General features: G+C 61.1%; 20 protein-coding genes. 14 read left to right on the forward strand and 6 right to left on the reverse strand.

The window, feature by feature from the left end; all coding sequences use genetic code 11:
• Positions 1 to 619 (forward strand): AAA-type ATPase lid domain-containing protein (locus tag VJ604_RS09325; RefSeq protein ID WP_518517908.1); only part of this gene is annotated, 619 nt, incomplete at its 5' end.
• 352 nt (positions 620 to 971) lie between these two features.
• Here the strand turns inward: VJ604_RS09325 and VJ604_RS09330 are convergent.
• Positions 972 to 1,274, reverse strand: coding sequence for a HigA family addiction module antitoxin (locus VJ604_RS09330; RefSeq protein WP_324081865.1), 303 nt, complete (start codon positions 1,272 to 1,274; stop codon positions 972 to 974).
• A 9-nt stretch (positions 1,275 to 1,283) separates the two neighbouring features.
• Positions 1,284 to 1,742, reverse strand: a complete 459-nt coding sequence (locus tag VJ604_RS19415) for a type II toxin-antitoxin system RelE/ParE family toxin (protein ID WP_324081867.1) — start codon at positions 1,740 to 1,742, stop codon at positions 1,284 to 1,286.
• A gap of 61 nt (positions 1,743 to 1,803) precedes the next feature.
• Here VJ604_RS19415 and VJ604_RS09340 point away from each other — a divergent pair, with 61 nt between their 5' ends.
• The 6 genes from VJ604_RS09340 to VJ604_RS09365 all read left to right on the forward strand — a co-directional run bounded on the left by VJ604_RS09340 (position 1,804) and on the right by VJ604_RS09365 (position 8,543).
• Positions 1,804 to 3,354 (forward strand): mercuric reductase, encoded by a 1,551-nt coding sequence (locus VJ604_RS09340; protein WP_324081869.1) that lies wholly within the window; start codon positions 1,804 to 1,806, stop codon positions 3,352 to 3,354.
• Positions 3,355 to 3,426: 72 nt separating this feature from the next.
• Positions 3,427 to 4,098, forward strand: coding sequence for a TVP38/TMEM64 family protein (locus VJ604_RS09345; protein ID WP_324081871.1), 672 nt, complete (start codon positions 3,427 to 3,429; stop codon positions 4,096 to 4,098).
• 157 nt (positions 4,099 to 4,255) lie between these two features.
• A complete protein-coding gene (gene pdhA, locus VJ604_RS09350) occupies positions 4,256 to 5,311 on the forward strand; it encodes a pyruvate dehydrogenase (acetyl-transferring) E1 component subunit alpha (RefSeq protein ID WP_324081873.1) in 1,056 nt (351 codons plus the stop codon).
• A gap of 1 nt (position 5,312) precedes the next feature.
• Complete coding sequence (locus VJ604_RS09355; protein WP_324081875.1) at positions 5,313 to 6,275, forward strand: alpha-ketoacid dehydrogenase subunit beta; 963 nt, start codon at positions 5,313 to 5,315, stop codon at positions 6,273 to 6,275.
• A 90-nt stretch (positions 6,276 to 6,365) separates the two neighbouring features.
• Positions 6,366 to 7,715, forward strand: coding sequence for a dihydrolipoamide acetyltransferase family protein (locus VJ604_RS09360; protein ID WP_324081876.1), 1,350 nt, complete (start codon positions 6,366 to 6,368; stop codon positions 7,713 to 7,715).
• Positions 7,716 to 7,718: 3 nt separating this feature from the next.
• Positions 7,719 to 8,543: a rhomboid family intramembrane serine protease gene (locus VJ604_RS09365; protein ID WP_324081879.1), complete on the forward strand. Its 825-nt coding sequence runs from the start codon at positions 7,719 to 7,721 to the stop codon at positions 8,541 to 8,543.
• Between the two features lie 177 nt (positions 8,544 to 8,720).
• Here the strand turns inward: VJ604_RS09365 and VJ604_RS09370 are convergent, their stop codons facing one another.
• Positions 8,721 to 9,173 carry a PAS domain-containing protein gene (locus VJ604_RS09370; protein ID WP_324081881.1) on the reverse strand — a complete coding sequence of 151 codons (453 nt, stop codon included), beginning with the start codon at positions 9,171 to 9,173 and terminating at the stop codon, positions 8,721 to 8,723.
• A 259-nt stretch (positions 9,174 to 9,432) separates the two neighbouring features.
• Between VJ604_RS09370 and VJ604_RS09375 the strand changes: the two genes are divergently transcribed.
• Both VJ604_RS09375 and scpC read left to right on the forward strand, forming a co-directional pair.
• Positions 9,433 to 11,529 (forward strand): methyl-accepting chemotaxis protein, encoded by a 2,097-nt coding sequence (locus tag VJ604_RS09375; protein WP_324081883.1) that lies wholly within the window; start codon positions 9,433 to 9,435, stop codon positions 11,527 to 11,529.
• A gap of 582 nt (positions 11,530 to 12,111) precedes the next feature.
• Positions 12,112 to 13,707, forward strand: coding sequence for a succinyl-CoA:acetate CoA-transferase ScpC (gene scpC, locus VJ604_RS09380; RefSeq protein ID WP_324081884.1), 1,596 nt, complete (start codon positions 12,112 to 12,114; stop codon positions 13,705 to 13,707).
• Positions 13,708 to 13,938: 231 nt separating this feature from the next.
• Here the strand turns inward: scpC and VJ604_RS09385 are convergent, their stop codons facing one another.
• The 3 genes from VJ604_RS09385 to xerC all read right to left on the reverse strand — a co-directional run bounded on the left by VJ604_RS09385 (position 13,939) and on the right by xerC (position 16,241).
• Positions 13,939 to 14,262, reverse strand: a complete 324-nt coding sequence (locus VJ604_RS09385; protein WP_324081885.1) for a hypothetical protein — start codon at positions 14,260 to 14,262, stop codon at positions 13,939 to 13,941.
• Between the two features lie 249 nt (positions 14,263 to 14,511).
• Positions 14,512 to 15,057 (reverse strand): hypothetical protein, encoded by a 546-nt coding sequence (locus VJ604_RS09390; protein WP_324081887.1) that lies wholly within the window; start codon positions 15,055 to 15,057, stop codon positions 14,512 to 14,514.
• A gap of 302 nt (positions 15,058 to 15,359) precedes the next feature.
• Entirely contained in the window at positions 15,360 to 16,241 is an 882-nt protein-coding gene (xerC, locus tag VJ604_RS09395) for a tyrosine recombinase XerC (RefSeq protein WP_324081889.1), read from the reverse strand.
• Between the two features lie 118 nt (positions 16,242 to 16,359).
• Between xerC and VJ604_RS09400 the strand changes: the two genes are divergently transcribed.
• From VJ604_RS09400 to VJ604_RS09420, 5 genes are all read left to right on the forward strand, one after another.
• Complete coding sequence (locus VJ604_RS09400; protein WP_324081912.1) at positions 16,360 to 17,484, forward strand: DUF362 domain-containing protein; 1,125 nt, start codon at positions 16,360 to 16,362, stop codon at positions 17,482 to 17,484.
• 409 nt (positions 17,485 to 17,893) lie between these two features.
• Complete coding sequence (locus VJ604_RS09405) at positions 17,894 to 19,363, forward strand: lytic transglycosylase domain-containing protein (RefSeq protein WP_324081891.1); 1,470 nt, start codon at positions 17,894 to 17,896, stop codon at positions 19,361 to 19,363.
• 50 nt (positions 19,364 to 19,413) lie between these two features.
• Positions 19,414 to 20,154, forward strand: a complete 741-nt coding sequence (locus VJ604_RS09410) for a hypothetical protein (protein WP_324081893.1) — start codon at positions 19,414 to 19,416, stop codon at positions 20,152 to 20,154.
• 108 nt (positions 20,155 to 20,262) lie between these two features.
• Positions 20,263 to 22,065 (forward strand): translational GTPase TypA, encoded by a 1,803-nt coding sequence (typA, locus tag VJ604_RS09415; protein WP_324081895.1) that lies wholly within the window; start codon positions 20,263 to 20,265, stop codon positions 22,063 to 22,065.
• A gap of 229 nt (positions 22,066 to 22,294) precedes the next feature.
• The gene (locus VJ604_RS09420; RefSeq protein ID WP_324081897.1) at positions 22,295 to 23,083 is read left to right on the forward strand and encodes an outer membrane protein assembly factor BamD; all 789 of its coding nucleotides are present in this window, start codon (positions 22,295 to 22,297) and stop codon (positions 23,081 to 23,083) included.
• Positions 23,084 to 23,122 lie beyond the last annotated feature (39 nt).

Below are 23,122 nucleotides of genomic sequence, written 5' to 3' on the forward strand. Positions count from 1 at the left end.
GGGCAACTTCCGCGAGGACCTCTACCACCGGCTCACCGAGCTCTCCGTGGTGGTGCCCTCCCTGAACGAGCGGCGCGAGGACATCCCCGACCTCGCCACCCACTTCCTCGGCAAGCTCTACCGGACCTACCGCGGGCGCGAAGAGGAAGGGCGCGACGACTCCCCGAGCCTCTCCAAGGACGCCAAGGAGGCGCTGGTCAGCCACAACTACAAGGGAAACATCCGCGAGCTGCGCAGTATCCTGTTGCGGGCGATGTTTTTCAGAAGCGGCAAGGTGATCAACGGCGACGACATCCGGCGCGCGATCCGCGACGGCATGCGCGGCCAGCCCGCGCCCGTCTCCGAGCGGCTCGCCGAAGAGGTGGCCGGCGGCATCATGAGGGAGATCGCGGCAGGAAAGGACTTCTGGGAAGCAGTCTACGAGCCGTACTCGCAGAGCCGGATCTCCAGGGATGTGGTCTGCATGGTGGTCGACCAAAGCCGCGCCGCCGCCGGCAAGAGCATGCCCGAGATAGCCAGGCATCTCAAAGCCGTGAACGGCAACGTCCAGGAGGACGAGGAAGAGAGGAAAAGGTTTTTCAGGTTCAAGAACTTCCTCTATAAGACTGTGAAGATATAAAAATCGGGGTGTCGATCTCCCAGATCGTGAAGGAGGCGACAGTTCCCGCTGAAGGATATACATTATTCCTGAGAGCTGGCATATGAGCAGGGACTTCATACACACCCGCTAAACTTGTAATTCAGGTTTAGCGGGTTTTTGCTTGTCTATTTGCCGATCAGTCCTTCCTTTTTTCAGAGGAAATATCAATTGATATGCGCTAACTGAGCGTGTTAATCTGCACCGGCTTGGAGAGTGGCCTACAGGGAGAAAGGCCTTCAGAAAAGCGTTATTCACATCTTCACATTTGGCCGGGTGGTGATCCTCAGAACGAAGATATGAAGAACCGTCCCCGCAGCCCACTTCCCCTCAGCTATGCAGCCTGCGAAAGTGGATGAACTTGCCGTACCTTTAAGGCGAGCGCCTTTTCGGCCGTCTTTAGATCATAGGTCGTTTGCAGATTCATCCAGTAGGTGGGGGTCTGATTAAAGGCTTTGCCGAAAAGTAGCGCCAACTCTGCAGTGACGGGCCGTGTTCCTTTGATGACATGCGAAACCCGCATGGGAGAAACACCGATCACTTTTGCGAAAGCGTTCTGGGAGATGTGAAGTTCGTCAAGTAACTCCTTCAAGAATACGCCAGGATGTATGGACGGCAGGCCATTTGTAATCGACATGGGAACTCCTTAGTGGTAATCCGTTATTTCGACTGCTGTTGCATCACCATTTACGAACGAAAAACAAATGCGCCACTGGTCGTTGATTCTGATACTCCACTGGCCTGCCCTGTTGCCTGAAAGGGCTTCAAGCCGGTTTGACGGTGGCATTCGCAAGTCAGTGACCTCGCGTGCGTTGTCCAATTGTGTCAAGCGCATGATCGCACGTGGCATGATATCCGGAGGGAGTTTTTTTGACTTTCCCGTCGCAAAGAGCCTCTCAGTTTCCTTATTGGCAAAGGATGCGATCATGGAGCAAACTGTAAACAAATAGTTTACACCTGTCAAGGGGCATAGATTCCTATCTTCTCCAGGAAGGCAAGGGGTCAGTGCAGCTCCCTGTGAGTAGTCGGCATGCAAGGGATGGACGAGGCTGCTATGATGAAGTGGCATGCGGAATTTGAAATACGGGCTCCGGAGGCCCACCATCAGTTCCTGCTTTCACTTGGGATATCCGAGGAAGAGGCGCTATTGATCCGGAGATGTTCGGATGGAGCACGGGAAGTGGAGGCAGATTGGTGAGAGGTGGCTGGTGCTGACACCTGATACTGAAGAAAACAGGATTCTCTCTGAGAATGTCCGCCCTTCGGACTGGATCAACCCGGTGCCGTCGGGCCGTTACAACCTCGTGGTGATCGGAGGCGGCACCGCGGGGCTGGTCTGCGCCGCCGGCGCGGCGGGGCTGGGTGCCAAGGTCGCTCTTGTCGAGAAGCATTTGTTGGGCGGAGACTGCCTCAACGTCGGCTGCGTCCCATCGAAGGGTTTGATCCGTGCGTCACGTGCCGTCTTCGATGCCACTTCCAGTGCGCAGTTCGGTGTACGGGGCGGGAACGAAGTCGGCGCCGACTTCCCGATGGCGATGGAGCGGATGCGACGGCTGCGGGCCGCCCTCAGCCCGCACGATTCCGCCCGACGCTTCCGCGATGAGCTCGGTGTCGATGTCTACCTGGGAGAGGCGAAATTCATCGGGCCTGACTCGGTCGAGGTCGAGGGACGCAAGCTCTCTTTCACCAAGGCAGCACTCTGCACAGGTGCGCGCGCGGCCGCGCCGTCGATCCCGGGGCTTGCCGAGGCCGGCTACCTCACCAACGAAACCGTCTTCTCGCTGACGGAATTGCCCCGTCGACTGGCGGTGGTCGGCTCGGGGCCCATCGGTTGCGAGCTTGCCCAGGCCTTTGCGCGCTTCGGCAGCAAGGTCACCGTGCTGGAGCGGGGAAGCCAGATCCTCGGGCGGGAAGACCGGGATGCAGCTGCCATCCTGCAGAAGGCTTTCCTTGCCGAGGGAATCACCATCGAGTTCGGGGTGAAGATCGAGCGGGTGGAGAGCCGCGGTGCCGACAAGGTGCTGCTGTTGGATCGGGACGGAAGCAGGCTGGAGCTTGCGGTGGACGCCGTGCTGGTCGGCATCGGACGCGCTCCCAACGTGGAAGGAGTGGGGCTGGAGTCGGCGGGCATCGATTATGACCAGGACGGTGTCAAGGTGAGCGATACCCTGCAGACCACCAATCCCCGGGTGTACGCGGCAGGCGACATCTGCTCGCGCTACAAGTTCACCCATGTGGCTGATGCGCAGGCGCGGGTCCTGATCGCCAATGCTCTCTTCATGGGGCGGCAGAAGAACAGCGCGCTCACCATCCCCTGGTGCACCTATACCGACCCGGAGATTGCGCATGTGGGGCTGTACGAGGCTGAGGCGACCGCCAAGGGGATGGAGGTCTTTACCCTGACGGTGCCGCTCTCGGATGTGGACCGCGCGGTACTGGACGGTGAAACGGACGGTTTCGCACGTGTCCACCTGAAGAAGGGGACCGATCGCATCCTTGGTGCAACCATCGTGGCCCGTCACGCCGGAGAGATGATCAACGAGCTGTCGCTGGCCATCTCCTCCGGGCTCGGCATCTCCGCCATCGGCAAGACCATCCACCCATATCCCACCCAAGGTGAGGCAATCAAGAAGCTGGCCGACGCTTACAACAGGACACGGCTGACACCGCGGGTCAAGAGGCTGCTGGAGTGGTGGCTCAGGTTGCAGAGACGGTAGGAAAATCCATTTACCCCATCCTCACCCTGTCCCTCCTCGTGAAGGGGAGGGTACGCTTGACGAGGCTGATTGATGAACCTGAAAAAACTGCTGCTGTTCCTGGTCGCCGTGCTGGCGATCGGGATCTTCTTCTACTTCGACCTCGGCCGTTACCTGACCCTTGATTCCCTCAAGGCGAACCGTGCCACTCTTGCCGCCTACTACGTAGCTCATCCGGGGGGGACGGTCGCGCTCTTCATGGCGATCTACATCGCCCAGACGGCGCTCTCCCTTCCGGGAGCCGCCATCCTCTCGCTGGCCGCCGGCGCCGTCTTCGGATCCCTCCTCGGCACCGTCTATGCCGTCATCGCAGCCACCATCGGCGCCACCCTTGCCTTTCTGGTCGCGCGCTACCTGCTGCGGGACCTCGTCCTCGACCGCTTCGGGCCGAAGCTGGAGGGGCTCAACCGGGAGCTTGAGTCCCGCGGCTTCAACTACCTCCTCTTTCTCAGGCTGGTGCCGCTCTTTCCGTTTTTCCTGATCAACCTGGCGGCGGGACTCACCCGCCTTCCCCTGGGCACCTTCGTGATCGGTACCCTGGTCGGCATCATCCCGGGCGGCTTCGTCTACGTGAACGCCGGAGCGAGCCTCGCTTCCATCAACTCGTTGCGGGACGTGGCATCAGCGCGGGTGCTCGGCTCCTTTGCGTTGCTGGGGCTGTTTGCGCTGGTGCCGGTGATCTACGGGAAGATCAAGAAAAGGTGAGACGGGGAGGGGACCTGAGGCCCGGCTGCGTCGTTTGGAGGCCTCTCATTGGAGATCCGGAGCGGCGGCGCGAATGAGACCGCCCCTTTGACAACGTAAGAGTGTCGTCTACACTTTTCTCATTGGATGACATCACATTAAAGCCAGAGCGATCACCATGCCCCAACAGATAATCGCTACTTTCGAGGTGTGCCGGCTGAGCGTTCTTGATGAGAACGGCCAAGTCGATGAGTCGCTGATGCCGCCGCTTTCCGACCAGGAGATTTGGCGGATGTACGAGGCGATGGTGCTCGCCCGCACCTTCGACGAGCGGGCGGTCGCCCTGCAGAGAGAAGGGCGTATCGGCACCTACCCGCCGGTGATGGGACAGGAGGCGGTGCAGATCGGCACCGCCCTCGCCATGTCCCCCACTGACTGGCTGTTTCCCTCCTTCCGGGAGATGGGGGTCCACCTCACCCTCGGTTTCCCGATCCCCCAGCTTTTCCAGTACTGGACCGGTGACGAGCGGGCCCAAAAGGTGCCACCCGAGTTCAATATCTTCCCCTTCTGCGTCGCGGTCGGCAGCCAGATCCCCCACGCCGTCGGTGCCGCCATGGGTGCACGCTACCGGAAAGACCCCATCGCCGTGGTCACCTTTTTCGGGGACGGTGCCACCTCCAAGGGAGACTTCCACGAAGGGATGAACATGGCGGGCGTGTTCAAGCTCCCCGTCGTCTTCATCTGCCAGAACAACCAGTGGGCCATCTCGGTTCCCCTCAAGACCCAGACCGCCTCCGCTTCCCTGGCCCAGAAGGCGGTTGCCTACGGCTTCGAAGGAGTCCAGGTGGACGGCAACGATGTCTTCGCGGTGTACCGCGCCGCCAAACAGGCGCTGGAAAAGGCGCGCAGCGGCGGCGGGCCCACCTTCATCGAGTGCCTTACCTACCGGATGGCTGATCACACCACGGCCGACGACGCCGGGCGCTACCGCTCGCCGGAAGAGGTGGCCAAGTGGCGGGCGAAGGACCCCATCCTCAGGCTGGAGCGCTTCCTCGAGGGGCGGCGGCTCTGGGACGCCCCGAAGGGGAAGGAGGTCAAGGAGCGGGCCACCGGCGTGATCGACGCGGCTGTCCAGCAGATGGAGGCCATCCCGCTGCCGGCGGCGGCCGAGCTGTTCGACGGCGCCCTGGCGAGCTTGACTCCGCGGCAGGAAGCGGAAAGGAAGGGACGTTGACATGGCGCAACTGAACATGGTGCAGGCGATCAACCAGGCGCTGGCCCAGGAGATGGAGCGCGACGACCGTATCGTGCTGCTGGGGGAGGACGTGGGTCGGGACGGCGGCGTGTTCCGGGTGACCGAGGGGCTCCAGGATCGCTTCGGCTCCGAGCGGGTGATCGATACGCCGCTCGCCGAATCGGTGATCATGGGTACCGCGGTCGGCATGGCGGCCTACGGCCTGCGCCCGGTACCGGAAATACAGTTCATGGGCTTCACCTACTCCGCCTTCGAGCAGCTGTTCGCCCACGCCGCGCGCCTTCGCTCCCGCTCCCGCGGGCGTTTCAGCTGTCCGCTGGTGGTCCGTACCCCCTATGGCGGAGGGATCAAGGCCCCCGAACTGCACGAGGAAAGCACGGAAGCCCTCTTCTGCCAGAATCCCGGGCTCAAGGTGGTGATCCCCTCCGGACCCTACAACGCGAAGGGGCTCCTGCTCGCCTCGCTACGCGATCCGGACCCGGTCCTCTTCCTGGAGCCGACCAGGCTCTACCGGATGCTGAAGGAGGAGGTGCCGGAAGGGGACTACGTCGTGGAGCTGGGACGGGCGCGGGTGGCGAAACCGGGCGGCGCGGTGACCGTGATCGCCTGGGGGAGCATGCTGGAGCGGGTGCTCAAGTCGGTGGACAAGTACGACGCCGAGGTGATCGACCTGATGACGGTGAACCCGATCGATTTCGAGACGGTGCTGTCCTCGGTCAAGAAGACCGGGCGGGTGGTGGTGGTACACGAGGCGGTGAAGAGCTGCGGGCTGGGCGCCGAGATCGCTGCGACCATCGCCGAAGAGGCCATCCTGCACCTGCGGGGGCCGATCCTGAGGGTGACGGCGCCCGACGTGCCGGTCCCGCTGGCGAGGCTTATGGATCATTACCTCCCCTCGTCCAAGCAGATCCAAGCCGCGCTGGAAGAGGTGCTGAAATACTGAACTGCTCCCTGTCCACGCGTCCTGACGCTTTTCCAACGGTTCTATCCCAATCAAGTTTGCAGCCGATGCAATACCTAACGAGGTCATGCTATGTCATTTGATTTTAAACTCCCGGATCTGGGCGAAGGGATCGCCGAGGTAGAGCTGCGCAAGTGGCTGGTGAAGGAGGGGGACCTGATCTCCCAGCACCAGGGTGTGCTGGAGGTGGAGACCGACAAGGCCGTGGTCGAGGTTCCCTCACCCCGCTCGGGCGTGGTGGGGCGCATCCATCGGCAGGAAGGGGAGACCGTCCAGGTCGGCGAGACGTTGCTGACCATCGACGAGGCACAGGAGACGCCGGCGGGGCATCCCCGGGCGGAGGCGCCGCCGGAGCCTGCCGGGCAGAGGGCGGAGGGCGAGTCGGCTCCGGCAGAAGAGGCGCCGCAACGCAGGCCATCGGTGGGGATCGTCGGCTCTCTGCCCGAGGCGGAGGAGACGCACGAGGCGGCACAGCAAGAGGCAGCGGCGCAGCCAGCCCGGCGCGAGGCCGCGCAGCAGCATTACCCCTTCCAGGGGCTGGCCACCCCGATGGTAAGGAAGCTTGCGCGGGAGAGGGGGCTCGACCTCAGCACCATCCAGGGGAGCGGCCCGCGCGGCTGCATCAGACCGGAGGACCTGGAGAGCCAGGCGGTTCCTGCGCGCATGAGGATCTGTTCGGAGGTGCAGGCCCAGGTCAGGGCCCGCATGGCGCTGACCGGCAATGAGGAGCAGATCCCGCTGCGCGGCTTGCGACGCACCATCGCCCGCAACGTGCTGGTCTCCCAGTGCACGACCGCCTTCGTTACCAGCATGGAAGAGGTCGACATCACTGAAATCTGGGAGATGAGGATGCGGGAGCAGGGCGAGGTGGAGTCCCGTGGCACCCACCTGACCTTCCTGCCGTTTTTCATGAAGGCCGCTCAGCACGCCCTCAAGGAGCATCCGCTGCTGAACGCCGCCATTGACGACGCCGCAGAGATGATCCTTTTGAAAAAGGAGTACAACTTCGGGATCGCCGTGGATACCCCGGAGGGGCTGATGGTGCCGGTGATCCGCAACGTCGACAAGAAGAACTTCATCGAGCTGGCCGAGGAGATCCAGGAACTGGGGCGCAAGGCGCGCGAGAGGACCATCTCGCTGGAGGACCTCCGCGGCAGCTCCTTCACCATCACCAACTACGGCCATTTCGGCGGCACCTTCGCCACCCCCATCATCAACTGGCCGGACGTCGCCATCCTCGGCTTCGGCCGCATCGTGGAACGCCCCTGGGTGCACCGCGGCCAGATCGCCATCAGGAAGATCCTGCCGCTTTCCCTCACCTTCGACCATCGTGCAACCGATGGCGCCTACGCCGCCCGCTTCCTGGGCAAGGTCCTGCACTACCTGGAGGACCCGGGGCGTCTTCTTCTGGAAGGGCAGTAAAGGATGACCGAACGCTATCTCTCCTGCCCCAGTTGCGGACGCCTCTTCGATCCCGCACATCGGACCTGTCCATGGTGCGGTGCCAGACGCCCCGGCCTGTTCGCCAAACTCACCGCCTGGGCGCGTCGGAACCCTGACGGTGATGTTGTGGTGCGGGCAATCATCGTCGCCAACGTTGCGGTTTACATCATCTCGCTGCTGGTCAGCCGGCATCGCGGCTTCATGATGAGCCCGCTCCGGTTCCTTTCCCCGGACGACCGCAGCCTGTTGCTTCTAGGAGCAACAGGCACCATGCCGGTCTTCGAGATGGGGCGCTACTGGACACTCATTTCGGCGAGCTACCTGCACGGCGGGCTACTGCACATCTTCTTCAACATGATGGCCCTGCGACAGATCGGACCATGGGTGAGCGCGGAGTACGGGACCAGCCGGATGTTCGTCATCTACACCCTCACCGGCGTGATCGGCTATCTCGCCTCCTGCTTCGCCGGGGTTCCCCTCACCATCGGCGCCTCCGCCTCGGTCTGCGGCCTGATCGGAGCTCTCTTCTATTTCGGCAAGAGTCGCGGCGGCAGGTACGGCACCGCCGTTTCCAAGGAGGTGAGCGGCTGGCTGATCAGCCTGGCCGTCTTCGGTCTCATCATGCCGGGGATCAACAACTGGGGGCACGGCGGCGGGGCGGTGGGAGGGGTGCTGCTCGGCAAGCTCCTCGGCTACCGTGAGCGCAGCCCAGACAATAACCTGCATCGTTTCCTGGCGGTCGTTTGTGTCATTGCGACGATAATAGCCCTGATCCCCGCGGTACTGGCGATTTTGGGAATTATCTAAAAAAACAGGGGCTAAGGGCTAGGGACGAGGGGCTAGTTAGCATCCCCGTCTCCAGTCCCTAGCCCCATTGGGTCCTGCAGTCATCCCGAGCAAAGTCCTTCTCGGTCCCCGTCCCTACTCCGTACTCCCTGCTCACTACTCACTAGCGCCTAGTCCCTAGCTCCTGGCTCCTGAGCTTCACGCCCCGGCGCTGTGGATCTCCTGCCTTTCCAATTCGGCCAGTCGCGCCCGCAGGGCCTTCTCCTTGTTCCAGCGCGCCGTCACGTCCCGGATGATGGCCGCAGTCCCGGCTATCTCACCATCGGCGTCTCTGATGATGATCATGGAAAACTCCGTCGAGATCCTGTCCCCGTCCTTGCGCAGAGCAGGGGCATTGAGCATTTCCTTGGCGTAGCGGGTGGTTCCCCTTTCCATCACCTTGTAGTAGCCGTCCCAGTGCCGGGCCCGCAGGTTCTCCGGTATGAAGATATCGAGAGACTGCCCCAGCGCCTCCTCGGCGGTAAATCCGAACATCTCCTCGGCGCCGGCATTCCAGAGCCGGATCTTTCCCTCCCGGTCAGAATAGACGATGGCGTCGTTGGAATTCTGCACCAGTTGCTGGCAAAGCTCCTGATGTGACATGTTGATCATCCTGCACCTCCCGAGGGCTGTTTTTACTAAACGATACCACGACTCTGATAGTCGGTACTTGACCGTAGTCAAGGATTCTCCGGTTCTTCGCTTCTACTGTCTCTAGTCCAACCGCATGACAACCTCCGCAGTATTTTAGTATAAGTGATCGCTAATTCAATGTGATTGGCAAGTTTTAACTGCTGCCGGCTGCTAAAGTAGCTGCAACTCCTGCCGATAAACCACCGCATCAGCAGCTTTTGTCTAAGTCGGAGGCAGGATGTTCAAACACAAAGTGATGCACAAGATTCTCGCCATCATCGGGATCACTCTCTTCGTCGGCCTTAGCGTGGTGGGGGTGCTGGCCATCTGGCTTCAGTACCAGGCAAGCATGGATCTGCAGCAGAAGAACAGCCGCATCATGTCCAAGGTCCTGGTAAACGAGATCTGCGAGTTCATGGTGAAGGGAGATTCCAAGGCGGTCGTGAATCTGGCCAAGGTCGCCAAGGAGCAGTTCGGCTTCAACCTGAAGATCTACAACAACGACGGCAAGGACGATTCGTCCGCTGCGGCCAATCCGGAGGTGTTGAAAGCCTTCGCCTCCGGCAGGCGGCTGGAGACCAGGCAGACGGAGGGCGGCCTCCATATCCTGCGGACGGTGGTGCCGCTGGCGAACGAGGAGCGCTGCAAGCAGTGCCACGATGCCGGCGAAAAGTACCGGGGCGCCTTGCTGATGACCTCGTCTATGGAGGACGGCTATCAGAGCGCGGTGCGCATGATAACCCTGCTGCTGGTAGCCGGCATTTGCTTCTTCGCCACCATGCTTTTGAGTATGTACCTGTTCTTCAGGCGAACCCTGGTGCGTGACATCAAGGACTTCTCGGAAAAGCTCAGGGACATCGCGCAAGGGGAGGGCGATCTCACCAAGGAGATCCCCGTCCGCTCCGAGGACGAACTGGGCGCCTTGGCAGGTCACATCAACCAGCTGATCGGCAAACTCAGAGAAACGGTGACGGTCCTTTACCAACTGGCGGAAAGCATCTCCGTTTCGTTGTGCGAGGTCTCCACCCTCACCAAGAAAACGGTGGTTTCGGCTTCCGAGCAGAAGGAGCGCTCGCAAACGGTGGCGGTAGCTTCCGAGGAGATGGCGGCCACTCTGAATGTAGTGGCCGGCAATACCGTGCAGGCGGCCGAGTTTTCCGCGCAGGTCGACCAGGCTGCCAACGAAGGTATGGCCGTGGTGGACGGCGTCTGCGCGAGTATCGTGACGGTCAGGGCAAACGTGGCCAACACCCTCAACACGGTCGGCAAACTGGAGGCCTCCTCCACCCAGATCGGTAACATCATCAACCTCATCGAAGACATCGCGGACCAGACCAAGCTTTTGGCCCTGAACGCCGCCATCGAAGCTGCCCGTGCGGGCGAGCACGGCCGCGGTTTCGCGGTGGTGGCCGACGAAGTGAAGATGCTGTCCGAAAAGACGGCCACCTCCACCAAGGAAATCGCCAAGATCATCATCAACATCCAGGGGGAGAGCCGGGAGGCGGTCCACCTGATCAACGAGGAACAGGACCGGGTCGAAGAGGGGGTCGCCAAATCGGCCGCCGCCAGGGAGTGCCTGGAACGGATCCTGGGGCTGGCAGGGGAGACGGCGCAGCTGATCGGCCAGATCGCCTCGGCTACCGAAGAGCAAAGCGCCACCACCAACGAGATTTCGGAGAAGGTGCAGGCCGTTTCCGAATCGGCCAGCTCGGTGCACGGCGACATGGTGGAAAGCGACCAGGCCTTTACGGCGCTGACCGGCGTTGCCGAAAAGATCTTCTCGACCGTGGGGAGATTCAGCGTCGGCACCCGCCACGACCAGATCAAGGCGCTGGCCTCCGAGATGAGGGATCGCCTGGTCTCGGTGATCGAGCGCGGCATTGCCGAGAACCGGATCACCCTCGCCGATGTCTTCGACCGCAACTACCGCCCGCTGGCCAACACCTCGCCGCAGAAATACAGCACCTCCTTCGACCGGTTCTTCGACCAGTTTGTGTCACCGGTGCAGGAGGAGATCCTGGCGCGGCAGAGTTCCCTTTTCTTCGTGATCTGCGTGGACGACAACGGCTATGTGGCCAGCCACAACCTCCGCTACAGCAAGCAGCTGACGGGCGATGCCGACTTCGACAGGAACAACAACCGGACCAAGCGGATGTTCAACGACAAGACGGGTTTGAAGGCTGCTCAGAACGTTGAGCCGTTCCTGCTGCAGACCTACATGCGGGACACCGGGGAGATCATGAACGACCTCTCCACCCCGGTCTACATCGGAAACCGTCATTGGGGCGCGGTGCGGATCGGCTACCAGGCGAGCAAAGAATCAGGCAGAAAATAGCCACCGCTGCGAAGCGGCTGTCGGCAGGCAGGGACCCCCCGTACGACAGCGGGGAATAGCACCTCAGGATGGTCGCGGGGAAGGGAAAAAGAAAACCGCGTTCGAAACGGCTGTGGCCAAAGCGACGCGGTCTTTCTTTGAGGTCGGATGGCCGCGTTATGCAAGGAAATTTTCTGCGACCAAGAAATATCCTATCCCTGAGAAGGGTTAGACGGTTTTTTTGACGAAAGCGTAAACGTTTCTTTCTTCAAATAGCGTTTTTAACTTGACGCGAGACTCCGTTCAGATTAGATTGCATACTGTATACAAGACCCGGTATTCCCCGGGTTTTTCCGGTGGAGTGGCTGACCCCTCCCTCGACCGGCTGTTTCCGAACCCACAATTTCCTGACCAGCTCCTGAAGGTGCGGAGCTTTTTCCCCTGGCCCCGAAGTCGGCCAGGGGAATCGCGGTCTTACCTTTGTGTGACCCGCTGTTTTGCTTCAAAACAGCGGGGTGAGTGGCTGTCACAGAAAAAGTCTCAGTATTGTCAACCCAAAGTTGTCTTCGTCTGTAGACAATAAAACCCAACAGGAGGAAGAATATGTCGGAATACGGTACACTCCAAGACCGCGTACGTTGCAAGTCCCTTCTTAACAAGGTGATGTCGCCGGAACAGACCATCCAGTTCTTCAAACCCGGTATGAACCTCGGCTGGTCCGGGTTCACCCCCGCCGGTTACCCGAAAGTGGTGCCCATCGCACTGGCTGACCACGTCGAGAAAAACAACCTGCAGGGCAAGATGAAGTTCAATCTCTTCATCGGCGCCTCCGTCGGTGCTGAGACCGAAAACCGCTGGGCGCAGCTCGACATGATCGACCGTCGCTGGCCGTACCAGACCGGCAAGGACATCGCAGCCGGCATCAACGAAGGCCGCATCCGCATGGGCGACAAGCACCTCTCCCTGTTCGCCCAGGACCTCGGCTACGGCTTCTACACCAAGGACTCCGAGACCGGCAAGCTTGACCTCGCCATCATCGAAGTCTCCGCCATCACCGAAGACGGCGGCCTGGTCCCGACTTCTTCCTGCGGCGTCATCAACGAAATCCTGATGATCTGCGACAAGGTCATCGTCGAAGTGAACATCGGCCAGCCCTCCTTCGAAGGCATCCACGACTGCGTCACCTCGCTGACCCCGCCGAACCGCCAGGTGTTCAACATCACCAAGGCCAACTCCAGGATCGGCACCACCTACATCCCCTGCGATCCCTCCAAGATCGTGGCCGTGGTCGAGTCCAAGCTGCGCGACAAGGGCCGTGCCTTCGCCGAGCAGGACGACACCTCCGAGGCGATCGCCAACAACATCATCGACTTCTTCCAGTTCGAGGTGAAAGCCGGCCGTCTGCCGAAGAACCTGCTGCCGCTGCAGTCCGGCGTCGGCTCCATCGCCAACGCCGTCATCGGCGGCCTGGCCAAGGGCCCCTTCCAGAACCTGACCGTCTACACCGAGGTCCTGCAGGACACCATGCTCGACCTGTTCGACTCCGGCAAGCTCGATGCGGCTTCCTCCTGCTCGCTCTCCCTGTCCGAGAACGAGGGCTTCCCGAAGTTCTTCGCCAACATGGACAAGTACTTCGACAAGATCACCCTGCGTCCGCTGGCCATCTCGAACGCTCCCGAGCCGATCCGTCGTCTGGGTTGCATCGCGATGAACACCCCGGTCGAGATCGACATCTACGCTCACGCCAACTCCACCCTGGTCGGCGGTACCCGTATGATCAACGGTCTGGGCGGCTCCGGCGACTTCCTCAGGAACGGCTTCCTGAAGATCATGCACACCCCGTCCTCCCGTCCGAGCAAGACCGACCCGACCGGTATCTCCTGCGTCGTGCCGCACTGCTCGCACATCGACCACACCGAGCACGACCTCGACTGCGTGGTTACCGAGCAGGGTCTGGCCGACCTGAGGGGCATGGCACCGAAGGATCGCGCCCGCCGCATCATCGAGAAGTGCGCCCACCCGGACTACAAAGCACAGCTCACCGAGTACCTCGACATGGCCACCGCCGACTGCCTCAGGAGGAAAGTGGGCCACGAGCCGCAGCTGTGGGATCGCGCCTTCAAGATGCACCTCAACCTTGAGCGCAACGGCACCATGAAGCTGAAGAACTGGGATGTGAAGATCGACCTCTGCGAATAGCAGCAGGTTAAAAGTGTCGCAACAAAAGAGGCCCCGCCGGCAACGGCGGGGCCTCTTTCTTTGTGCGCGGGGTAGCGAGTGAGATCCCCTCTCGTCCGAAAATTCCGTCCGAGGTACAAGGTACGCTTCCTGTCCGAAAGTCCCCTCTCCCGAACGGGGAGGGCTAGGGAGGGGGAGCGCAGGCGGCGATGGCGATCCATCGCAGTTACGTAGGTAGTTGCACTTACGAGTTTACTCCCTGCCGGGTTCACCCCGGACAACGAGGCCGCAGTGCCGACATCGCGCGGAAAAGGAGAGAGAGCCGTTCCGCATGTAGAAGTTATTCGCACAGGCCGGGCACTTGGCCGTGGCGACCAGGCAGACCGCGATGATAAGCAGGATCGCCCAACTCAGGAACAGGATACCCGCCACCTGCATCGACTCAGTGAAGTGCAGGGCCGTGGCGATAGCCGGCATATAAACGACGACCAAGCCCCAAAAGAACCACCGCCGCCTGCGGACGCCGGTCCACCTCGCCGCATCCATCACTGCGTTTTCGGACGATTTGCTATTCATTTCTCCTCCTAGGCCCCGGCATCTCAATCCGTGAGCTGTTAACGCGCTTTGTGAAGATCGCGATAACCCCAAAACCGGGTCAGGTCCTCTGATGCTCCTGTGTTCCCCGGTGTCGATGCTGCTGCAGTTCGAGGAAAAGCATCAACCAGTGGGCTGCCGATGTGTCTGAACGGGAGAAGACCCAGTCAAAATACTAGCATGCTTCTAAACGAGTTTGGCAGCGTCTCCTCGACAGTCTCTACTTGCACGTCAGTCCTTATAATCTGCAGGGTTGCATGATGGTTCGAGGTCATAGCCAAGATAGTAGTATTCATGCCACAGCCTCTTCGATTTCAAAGCGTCTCCAGCCCACACGGTCAGATGCAGTCCTTCATAACTGGTGCAAGACCGGAAAGATTCTGAGGTCCCATCACCGTTGAGATCAGCTCGAACTTCGCCTTTGACTATCTTAAAGTCTCCAGCGAAGCCCACTACCGCAATGGCAGAGCCAAAATGTTCTTTCCCAGCGGGGAATTCATAGAACGAAGCGTTCGGGGAAACCTCAGGATTCCTCGAACAGCTTGATTTGAGCTTCTTCCCTGTCCTGTTCTCAACAACCTTTTGCGTCTCCCCAAGGATGACCAGCTTTAACAGTTGGTTCTCACGAAGTTTTGGGTTAACAATAGTCAGACAACCATGGCCTTTTGAGGTGACCTCAGCAGTACCGATCTGGGTAGTGTAGTCGAACTCGTTCTGCTTTGCGCTTCCGTGCGCTGTGTTTACGGCAAACAAAAGTATTGCCAGAAGCGGCGGCAATGATCGCACTTTACCCCCACAAAAAATCGAAATGGTAGTGGTTCGTTAACGACGACCCAATGGTACCAGGCATTGATAAATGGATACCTCGGGGCACCTCAGGTGCCACAGTCGAACTTCAGAGGGCGGTTCATCGCACCGTTGAGGTTATTTTGTTGGCAAGGTATCATGATTTTACTTTTATATCACCTTCTTTCGTGGCGAGGGAGATATGAAAACAGGGTCTCCATCTGGGTTTGTGGGGTGGGGGAGGACGGAGATGCCTGCTGCTTTAGCGAGGAGATCCGGACGTGATAGGCACGCTATTTCCGTGCTTTGGGGTGGGCCTTGTCGTAGACCTCCATCAGCCGGTCGATGCTGACGTGTGTGTACTTCTGGGTGGTGGAGAGGGAGGCGTGGCCGAGGAGTTCCTGGATGGCGCGCAGGTCGGCTCCCCCCTCCAGGAGGTGGGTGGCGAAGGTGTGGCGCAGGGTGTGCGGGGAGACCTTGCGCATGGCGGCGATCAGCAGCATGTGGCGGTCGACGATCCTGGCCACGCTGCGCCGGGTCAGCCTGCCGCCGCGGGAGTTGAGGATCAGTGCTTCGCCGGGGCCGGGATTGCCGCGCTCGTCGAGGTACTCCGCCAGCACCTGGCTGGCAAAATGGCCCACCGGCACGATCCGCTCCTTGCCCCCCTTGCCCAATACCCGTGCAAGTCCCCCTTCCAGATCGAGGCTGCCGACGTTCATGGCGGTCAGCTCGCTCACCCTGATGCCGCAGGAGTAGAGGGTTTCCAGCACGGCCCGGTCGCGCAGAGGGAGTCCGGGCGTGCGGCCGGGTGCTTCCATCAAGGCGGTCACTTGATCGATATTCAGGTGAAAAGGGAGCCTCTTTTCCTTTTTCGGAGTGGCCACCACCTCCGCGGGGTTCTTCTCAAGCCTCCCCTCCCGAAGAAGATAGCGGAAGAGGGCACGGATGGCGGAGAGCTTGCGGCCGATGGAGCTCTTGGTGTGGTCCTTGTGCAGTTGAGCCAGATAGCGTCTGATCAGCAGGTGGTTGACCTCTTCGACGGCGACGCCCCCTCCCGATCCGGCGACGAAGGCGGCGAACTGGGTGAGGTCGCTGCGGTAGGCGGCAACGGTATGGAGCGAGACGTTTCGCTCGGTCTCCATGTACTGGCAGAATTGCTCGATGGCTTGATTCATGGTATTCCTCTATAACCCAAGTGGGGCAGGGTTTACAACCCCATCCTCACCCTGTCCCTCCCCTTGAAGGGGGGGACGTATTGCGGGCTGGTTGGGGAAAGGGGAGGGCGGAGGAATGATGTATCGGGTTAGCATCGAAAACGTTGCAGAGTACGATCGGGCACTGGTGAAGGCTGCCCTGGTCCGGCTGCTGGAGCCTTTGGGCGGGATGGAGCGCTTCGTGAAGCCGGGCGAGCGGGTGCTGATCAAGCCGAACATGCTGGCTGCCAAGCCGCCGGAGGCTGCGGTCACCACCCACCCGGAGCTTTTGCGCGCCGTTATCGAATTGGTCAAAGAGGCCGGTGGCACCCCCCTGGTGGGCGACTCTCCCGGCATCGGCAGCCCACGCAAGGTGGCAGAGCGTTCCGGGCTGCTGCGGGTGATCGAAGAGACCGGCGCCCAATTCGTCCCCTTCACAGACTCCAAGCCGATAGCGGGGACCGGGACCTTCCGTGAGTTCGAGCTGGCAACGCCTTACCTGGAGGCGGACCGCTTGATCAACCTCCCTAAACTCAAAACTCACGAGATGATGACCATGACCTGCTGCGTGAAGAACCTGTTCGGCGCGGTGGTCGGGACTCAGAAGGCGGCCTGGCACCTGAAGGCCGGGGCGGACAAGGATTTCTTCGCCAGGATGCTCCTTGAGGTCTACCGGTTGCGGGAGCCTGATCTCAACATAGTGGATGCCGTGGTGGCGATGGAGGGAAACGGTCCGGGAAGCGGCGACCCCGTCCCCTTCGGGGTGCTGCTGGCCGGTGACAACGCGCTGGCTGCCGACGTCGTTGCCGCGGAGTTGGCCGCCATTCCCAACAAGCTTCTCTACGTCGAGACGGCGGCCCGCGCTCTCGACCTGCCCGGCTGCCGGAGAGAGGAGATCGAATGCGTAGGAGTTCAGCCCAAGGAAGCAGGATGTCCGCCGCTGCGCCTGCCCCACCTCTCCGACGTCCAGTTCGGCCTGCCGCGCTTTCTGAAGACCCGGCTCAAGAACCAGCTCACCTCGCGACCTGAGATGATCGAGGGGAGTTGCCAGCTGTGCGGCATCTGTGTGAACGCCTGTCCTCCCAAAGCTATCCGCGTGCAGGGGGGGCGGCTGCGCTTCGATTACCAGCGCTGCATACGCTGCATGTGTTGCCGCGAGCTTTGTCCCCATGGTGCATTGCAGCTCAAGGACGGCTGGCTGTTGAAGTTGATAAAGAAAAAGTAAGTGTCATCGATTAGTTGAGGGGGCTCAGGTTGACATCGGACAGGGCGGGTATTATATTAGGTACATCCTCCGGGAACGACACAGAGAGGGATGCAAATCTAACAGGGAAAAAGGAGATCGCCACATGTGGACTAACTTCTTCATGATCCGTCCCGTAACCCACTGCAAAGAGGGTTGCCCTAGTTAGCCCGCCGGTGCAAGTCGGCGGGCGTGCCCCAAGAGGCCCCCTGTCACCCTGAAAGGGGGCTCTCGCGACAACGATCCAAAAGGCTCCCGGCCCACCTAGGCCGGGGGCCTTTTCCTGTCTCATGTCTCGCCGAAACCCCCGTAATTGACAATTGCGCCAAATTCCGCTATGATGCACGTCCCTGCACGCCCGCCGTGCGGAGTACTGCCGTTAAGGGAATTAATGACGAAAGCCATCATCCTGATAGCAGCCCTGCTTGTCCCCTGTACCGCCTTCGGGTTCAAGCTGCCGGGCGGCTCCGGCGCCGACCATCAGTACCTCGCCGAGACCCGCCACGAGGCCGGCGACCGCGTCATGCTGGCCGCCACCACCCCCGAGGCCGGGCTCTCCAGGGCGCTCGGCATCCCCCCCAGCGAGATCGCCGAGACCGACGACCCCAGCCTGGAGGCGGCCACCGACGCCTTCGATCTGAAGCTCCCCGAGGAGGAGCTGCCCGATTCCGACATCCCCCTCACCTTCAACAGCAAGGTCTCCTATTTCATCCGCTACTTCCAGGATTCCGGTCACAACGCTTTTGCCAAGTGGCTCTCCAGAAGCGAGCGCTACATCCCCATGATGAAGTCGGTGCTGAAGAAGGAAGGGATGCCTGAAGACCTGGTCTACCTCGCCATGATCGAGAGCGGCTTCTCTCCGCGCGCCCTCTCGGTGGCGAGCGCGGTGGGACCGTGGCAGTTCATGTCCGGTACCGGCAAGGCCTACTCGCTGCGCATCGATCCCTGGATCGACGAGCGGCGCGACCCCTTGAAGTCGACGGTGGCGGCTGCCCGCTACCTCAAGGAACTCTACGGCATGTTCAACAAGGACTGGTACCTGGCTGCGGCGGGATATAACGCCGGCGAGAACAAGATCCTGCGTGCCATCAATATGTACAACAGCCGCGACTTCTGGGAGCTCACCAAGGGGGGCTACCTCAAGCGCGAGACCAAGGACTACGTCCCCAAGCTGCTCGCTGCCGCCATCATCGCCAAGGAACCGGCCAAGTACGGCTTTGCCGACGTGGCGTACCTGCCGACCATCGAGTTCGACGTGGTCAAGATCCCCTCGCGCACCGACCTCGAAGTGGTCGCCAAGGCCTGCGGCGTCAGCACCCAGACCATCAGGGACCTGAACCCGGAACTGCGCCGGCTCACCACCCCCCCCAACTACCCGGACTACGAGCTGAAGATCCCCAACGGGACCGCCGCGCTCTTCCAGGTTGAGTACGCGAAGGTCCCGGAGAACGAGCGCTTCAAGGAGACCGTCACCCACGTCCGCTACCGCGCCAAGCGAAGCGACACCCTGGCCGCCATCGCCCGGCGCTTCAACACCACCCCGCAGACCATCGCGGAGCTGAACAGCCTGGGTAAGAAGTCCAAGCTGCGTGGCCGGGTGCTGACCATCCCGGTGCAGATCGCTGCAGCCGAGCCGGAGAAAGCCGCCGCCAAGGCGGAGGTCAAGGAGCAGCCCAAGGCGGCCGAAGTGCAGAACAAGTACTACATCATCAAGAAGGGGGACACCCTGTTCTCCCTCGCCAAGCGCTTCAACGTCACCGCCCGCATACTCTCCGCCTGGAACAACCTGAAGATGCGGGTGGCCCTCAAGCCGGGCAAACGGATCATCGTCGCCAAGAACGTGGCCAAGGACGAAGGGTAGCCCAGCCCAACCCAACCCCAAAACCGAAACCAACCTCAAAGGATACAGCGATGTATAACTTCATAATCTCTGGCATAGTCGCAGTCATCGTCTTCTTCGCCGTCGCCCTCGGTGCCGGGTTCAACTATTGGTGGGCCGCACTTCTGGCCGCCGTGCTCGTTTTCGCCGGCTGCTTCCTGCTGATCGCCCGTATCGTCACCCAGAAACTGCAGGCCATCATGGATCCCGCCATGAAGGACATCCAGGCCCAGCGCTTCGACAAGGGGATCCGCGACCTGAAGGAGGCACTCAAGTACGCCAAGTGGCAGATCTACGTGGAGAGCCAGATCAACTCCGCCATCGGCATGGTCTACTACGTGCGCCGCGAGTTCAAGACGGCCTTCCCCTACCTGGAGAAGGGGTTCTTCAAGAACTGGGTCACCATGGCCATGCTGGGCATCACCTACATGAAGCGGAACAAGCAGGACAAGATGAAGGAGACCTTCGACAAGGCGGTCATGGCCTCGCCCAAGGAGTCGCTCCTCTACAGCGTGTACGCCTACTGCCTGGAGGAGAGCGGCGACCACGCCAAGGCCTGCGAGGTGCTGGCCAAGGGGCAGGGGAAGCTGCCGGGCGACGAGAACATCAAGCAGAACCTGGAGCTGCTGCGCGACAACAAGAAGATGAAGATGAAAGGGTACGGCGACATGTGGCTGCAGTTCCACCTGGAGCCTTTGGCGGTCCTCCAGAAGCAGCAGATGGCCAAGCAGATGTCCATGATGGGGAAAAGGCCGCGTACTATCAGAAAATAGCTTGTAAAGTGTGTCTGGAAATGTCATATTGAGCTGTTTGAAAGACGGGCAGGCAGTTTGCTCGTCTTTTTATTTTAAAGGTGAGCAAAAGCAAGGAGTTGTAAGTCAATGCAGGAGAAGATCAGAAACATAGCGATTATCGCCCACGTCGACCACGGCAAGACCACCCTCGTGGATGCCATGCTGAAACAGTCCGGCGTGTTCCGTGAAAACGAAGCTATCACCGAGCGGGTGATGGATTCCAACGACCTCGAGAAGGAACGCGGCATCACCATCCTCGCCAAGAACCTGAGCATCCACCACGGCGGCTTCAAGATCAACATCGTGGACACCCCGGGCCACGCCGACTTCGGCGGCGAGGTGGAGCGCGTGCTGAAGATGGTCGACTCGGTGCTCCTGCTGGTTGACGCCTTGGACGGCCCGATGCCGCAGACCCGTTTCGTGCTCAAGAAGTCGCTTGACCTGGGCTTGAGGCCGATCGTGGTGATCAACAAGATCGACCGCCCGGGCGCCCGTCCCTCCGAGGTGGTCGACATGGTGTTCGACCTCTTCTGCGAGCTGCAGGCCTCCGACGCCCAGCTCGACTTCGCCATCTGCTACACCAGCGCCAAGATGGGCTACGCCATGCGGGAGCTGGATCAACCCTCCGAGAACATGGAGCCGCTCTTCGAGCTGATCAAGGACAACGTGCATCCCCCCGAGGGGAACCCCGACGCCCCCTTCCAGCTCCTGGTCACCAACATCGACTACAACGACTACATCGGCCGCATCGCCACCGGCAAGATCTTCAACGGCAAGGTGCGCGCGGGCGAGACGGTTGCCCTCATCAAGCGTGACGGCGCGATTACCCGTGGCAGGGTCAGCAAGCTCCTGGGCTACGAGGGGCTGAAGCAGATCGAGATCGAGGAAGCCTTCACCGGCGACATCGTCACCATCGCCGGCTTCACCGAGGTCGGTATCGGCGAGACGCTGGCCTCCGCGGAGAACCCGATCGCGCTCCCCTACGTCGCCATCGACGAGCCGACCCTCTCCATGAACTTCATCGTCAACAGCTCCCCCTTCGCCGGCCGCGAAGGCAAGCTGGTCACCTCCCGCAACATCCGCGAGCGCCTGGAGCGCGAGCTGCGCACCAACGTCTCGCTCAGGGTGGCCGATACCGCCAACGCGGACACCTTCCAGGTCTCCGGCCGCGGTGAGCTGCACCTCTCCATCCTGATCGAGAACATGCGTCGTGAAGGGTTCGAGATGGCCGTCTCCAAGCCGGAAGTCATCATGCGCGAGGTGGACGGCAAGAAGCTCGAGCCGATGGAGTACCTGGTGGTGGACGTGCCGTCCGAATACCAGGGGGTAATCATCGAGCGGATGGGACCCAGGAAGGGCGAGATGGTCGCCATGACTCCGATGGGGGAAACCGTCCGTCTGGAGTTCATCGTCCCTGCCCGCGGCCTGATCGGCCTGCGCGGCGAATTCCTCACCGAGAGCCGCGGCACCGCGGTGATCACCCACACCTTCCACGAGTACGGCCCTTACAAGGGGGAGATCCCGGGGAGGAAGAACGGGGTGCTGACCGCCATGGAGCAGGGGGAAACCACCGCCTACTCGCTGGACGCCCTGCAGCCGCGCGGCATCCTGTTCCTGGGACCCGGCGTCGAGGTGTACGGCGGCATGATCATCGGCCAGCACGCCAAGGACAACGACCTGGACGTGAACCCCTGCAAAGGGAAGAAGCTCACCAACGTCCGCGCCTCCGGCTCCGACGACGCCGTCAAGCTCGCTCCGCCGCGCATCCTCACCTTGGAGCAGGCGCTGGAGTTCATCGACGACGACGAACTGGTCGAGGTGACCCCGCTCTCCATCAGGCTGCGCAAGAAGGAGCTGGACCCGATCATGCGCAAGCGGGCCAACAGGTAGCCCGGCTCCGGCAGATTGCCGTTGCTGGAAAACCCATCCTCACCCTGTCCCTCCCCTTGAAGGGGAGGGGACCTAGAGGAAACTGTCCCACTTGTCCCCCCTGATAAAGGGGGGACAGGGGGGATTGCTTTTACTGTTATCGATGCGGTCCGCCAATCCTGCCCCTGCCCCCTTTGCAGGCGATGCCGTGTTAGTGGAGCTGTGACATTTACCGAGAAGGAGCCGTGCCATGTCCTTGAGAGCTGTGCAGTACCTCGCCATGATCACTGCAGTTGCCGTCCTCGCCGCCTGTGCTTCGGCTCCCACGCCGGTGAAGAGTGCCGAGTCCAACCTCAAGGACGCCGACAAGGCCTACGCTGCCCACAACTACGACGAGGCCATCGCCGGCTACAAGAAGGTTCGGGAAAGCTACAGTTCTGCCGAGCTCACCATGGAGGCGGAGCTGAAGATCGCCGACGCCTACTACGACAACAAGTCCTACATCGAGGCGGCCTCCGCCTACGAGGACTTCCGCAAGCTCCACCCGCTGAACCCCAAGGCCCCCTACGCCCTCTATCGGGCGGGCCTTAGCCACTACTACCAGATCACCGGCATCGATACCGATCAGACCCCGGTCAAGAACGCGGTGACCATGCTGGAATCCTTCATCGCCCAGTACCCCGATTCCGAGTACGTGGTGGCTGCGCGGGCCAAGTTGGAGGACTGCAAGGTCAAGCAGCTGGAGTACGAGAACTACGTCGCCAACTTCTACATCAGGACCGACAAGTACCCCTCGGCCATCAAACGGCTGAAGGAGGCCTTGGTGCGCTTCCCCAAGTCCCCCGAGCTCGACCAGACTCTCTTCCTGCTCGGCAAGGCCTACCTGGAGTCGGGCGACGCCGCGCAGGCGAAGGCGACGCTGCTGCAGCTTCAGCAGCAGTATCCATACAGCCAGTACAAGGAAAAAGCCGCCAAGTTGCTGCAAAAGGCGGCCAAGATGCAGGGAACGTTCGTCGGCTATTCGTCGCACCGCAGCTGACAGCTGCCAGGAAGGGAAACCTGACGCCAACACTTCAAG

This window comes from Geomonas sp., assembly GCF_035254065.1.
Taxonomy (GTDB): Bacteria; Desulfobacterota; Desulfuromonadia; order Geobacterales; family Geobacteraceae; genus Geomonas.

Coding starts and splice junctions, on each gene's coding strand:
- VJ604_RS09330 (WP_324081865.1), bottom strand. CDS start 1,274: ATGTCGATTACAAATGGCCTGCCGTCCATACATCCTGGCGTATTCTTG.
- VJ604_RS19415 (WP_324081867.1), bottom strand. CDS start 1,742: ATGGTGGGCCTCCGGAGCCCGTATTTCAAATTCCGCATGCCACTTCAT.
- VJ604_RS09340 (WP_324081869.1), top strand. CDS start 1,804: ATGGAGCACGGGAAGTGGAGGCAGATTGGTGAGAGGTGGCTGGTGCTG.
- VJ604_RS09345 (WP_324081871.1), top strand. CDS start 3,427: ATGAACCTGAAAAAACTGCTGCTGTTCCTGGTCGCCGTGCTGGCGATC.
- pdhA (WP_324081873.1), top strand. CDS start 4,256: ATGCCCCAACAGATAATCGCTACTTTCGAGGTGTGCCGGCTGAGCGTT.
- VJ604_RS09355 (WP_324081875.1), top strand. CDS start 5,313: ATGGCGCAACTGAACATGGTGCAGGCGATCAACCAGGCGCTGGCCCAG.
- VJ604_RS09360 (WP_324081876.1), top strand. CDS start 6,366: ATGTCATTTGATTTTAAACTCCCGGATCTGGGCGAAGGGATCGCCGAG.
- VJ604_RS09365 (WP_324081879.1), top strand. CDS start 7,719: ATGACCGAACGCTATCTCTCCTGCCCCAGTTGCGGACGCCTCTTCGAT.
- VJ604_RS09370 (WP_324081881.1), bottom strand. CDS start 9,173: ATGATCAACATGTCACATCAGGAGCTTTGCCAGCAACTGGTGCAGAAT.
- VJ604_RS09375 (WP_324081883.1), top strand. CDS start 9,433: ATGTTCAAACACAAAGTGATGCACAAGATTCTCGCCATCATCGGGATC.
- scpC (WP_324081884.1), top strand. CDS start 12,112: ATGTCGGAATACGGTACACTCCAAGACCGCGTACGTTGCAAGTCCCTT.
- VJ604_RS09385 (WP_324081885.1), bottom strand. CDS start 14,262: ATGAATAGCAAATCGTCCGAAAACGCAGTGATGGATGCGGCGAGGTGG.
- xerC (WP_324081889.1), bottom strand. CDS start 16,241: ATGAATCAAGCCATCGAGCAATTCTGCCAGTACATGGAGACCGAGCGA.
- VJ604_RS09400 (WP_324081912.1), top strand. CDS start 16,360: ATGTATCGGGTTAGCATCGAAAACGTTGCAGAGTACGATCGGGCACTG.
- VJ604_RS09405 (WP_324081891.1), top strand. CDS start 17,894: ATGACGAAAGCCATCATCCTGATAGCAGCCCTGCTTGTCCCCTGTACC.
- VJ604_RS09410 (WP_324081893.1), top strand. CDS start 19,414: ATGTATAACTTCATAATCTCTGGCATAGTCGCAGTCATCGTCTTCTTC.
- typA (WP_324081895.1), top strand. CDS start 20,263: ATGCAGGAGAAGATCAGAAACATAGCGATTATCGCCCACGTCGACCAC.
- VJ604_RS09420 (WP_324081897.1), top strand. CDS start 22,295: ATGTCCTTGAGAGCTGTGCAGTACCTCGCCATGATCACTGCAGTTGCC.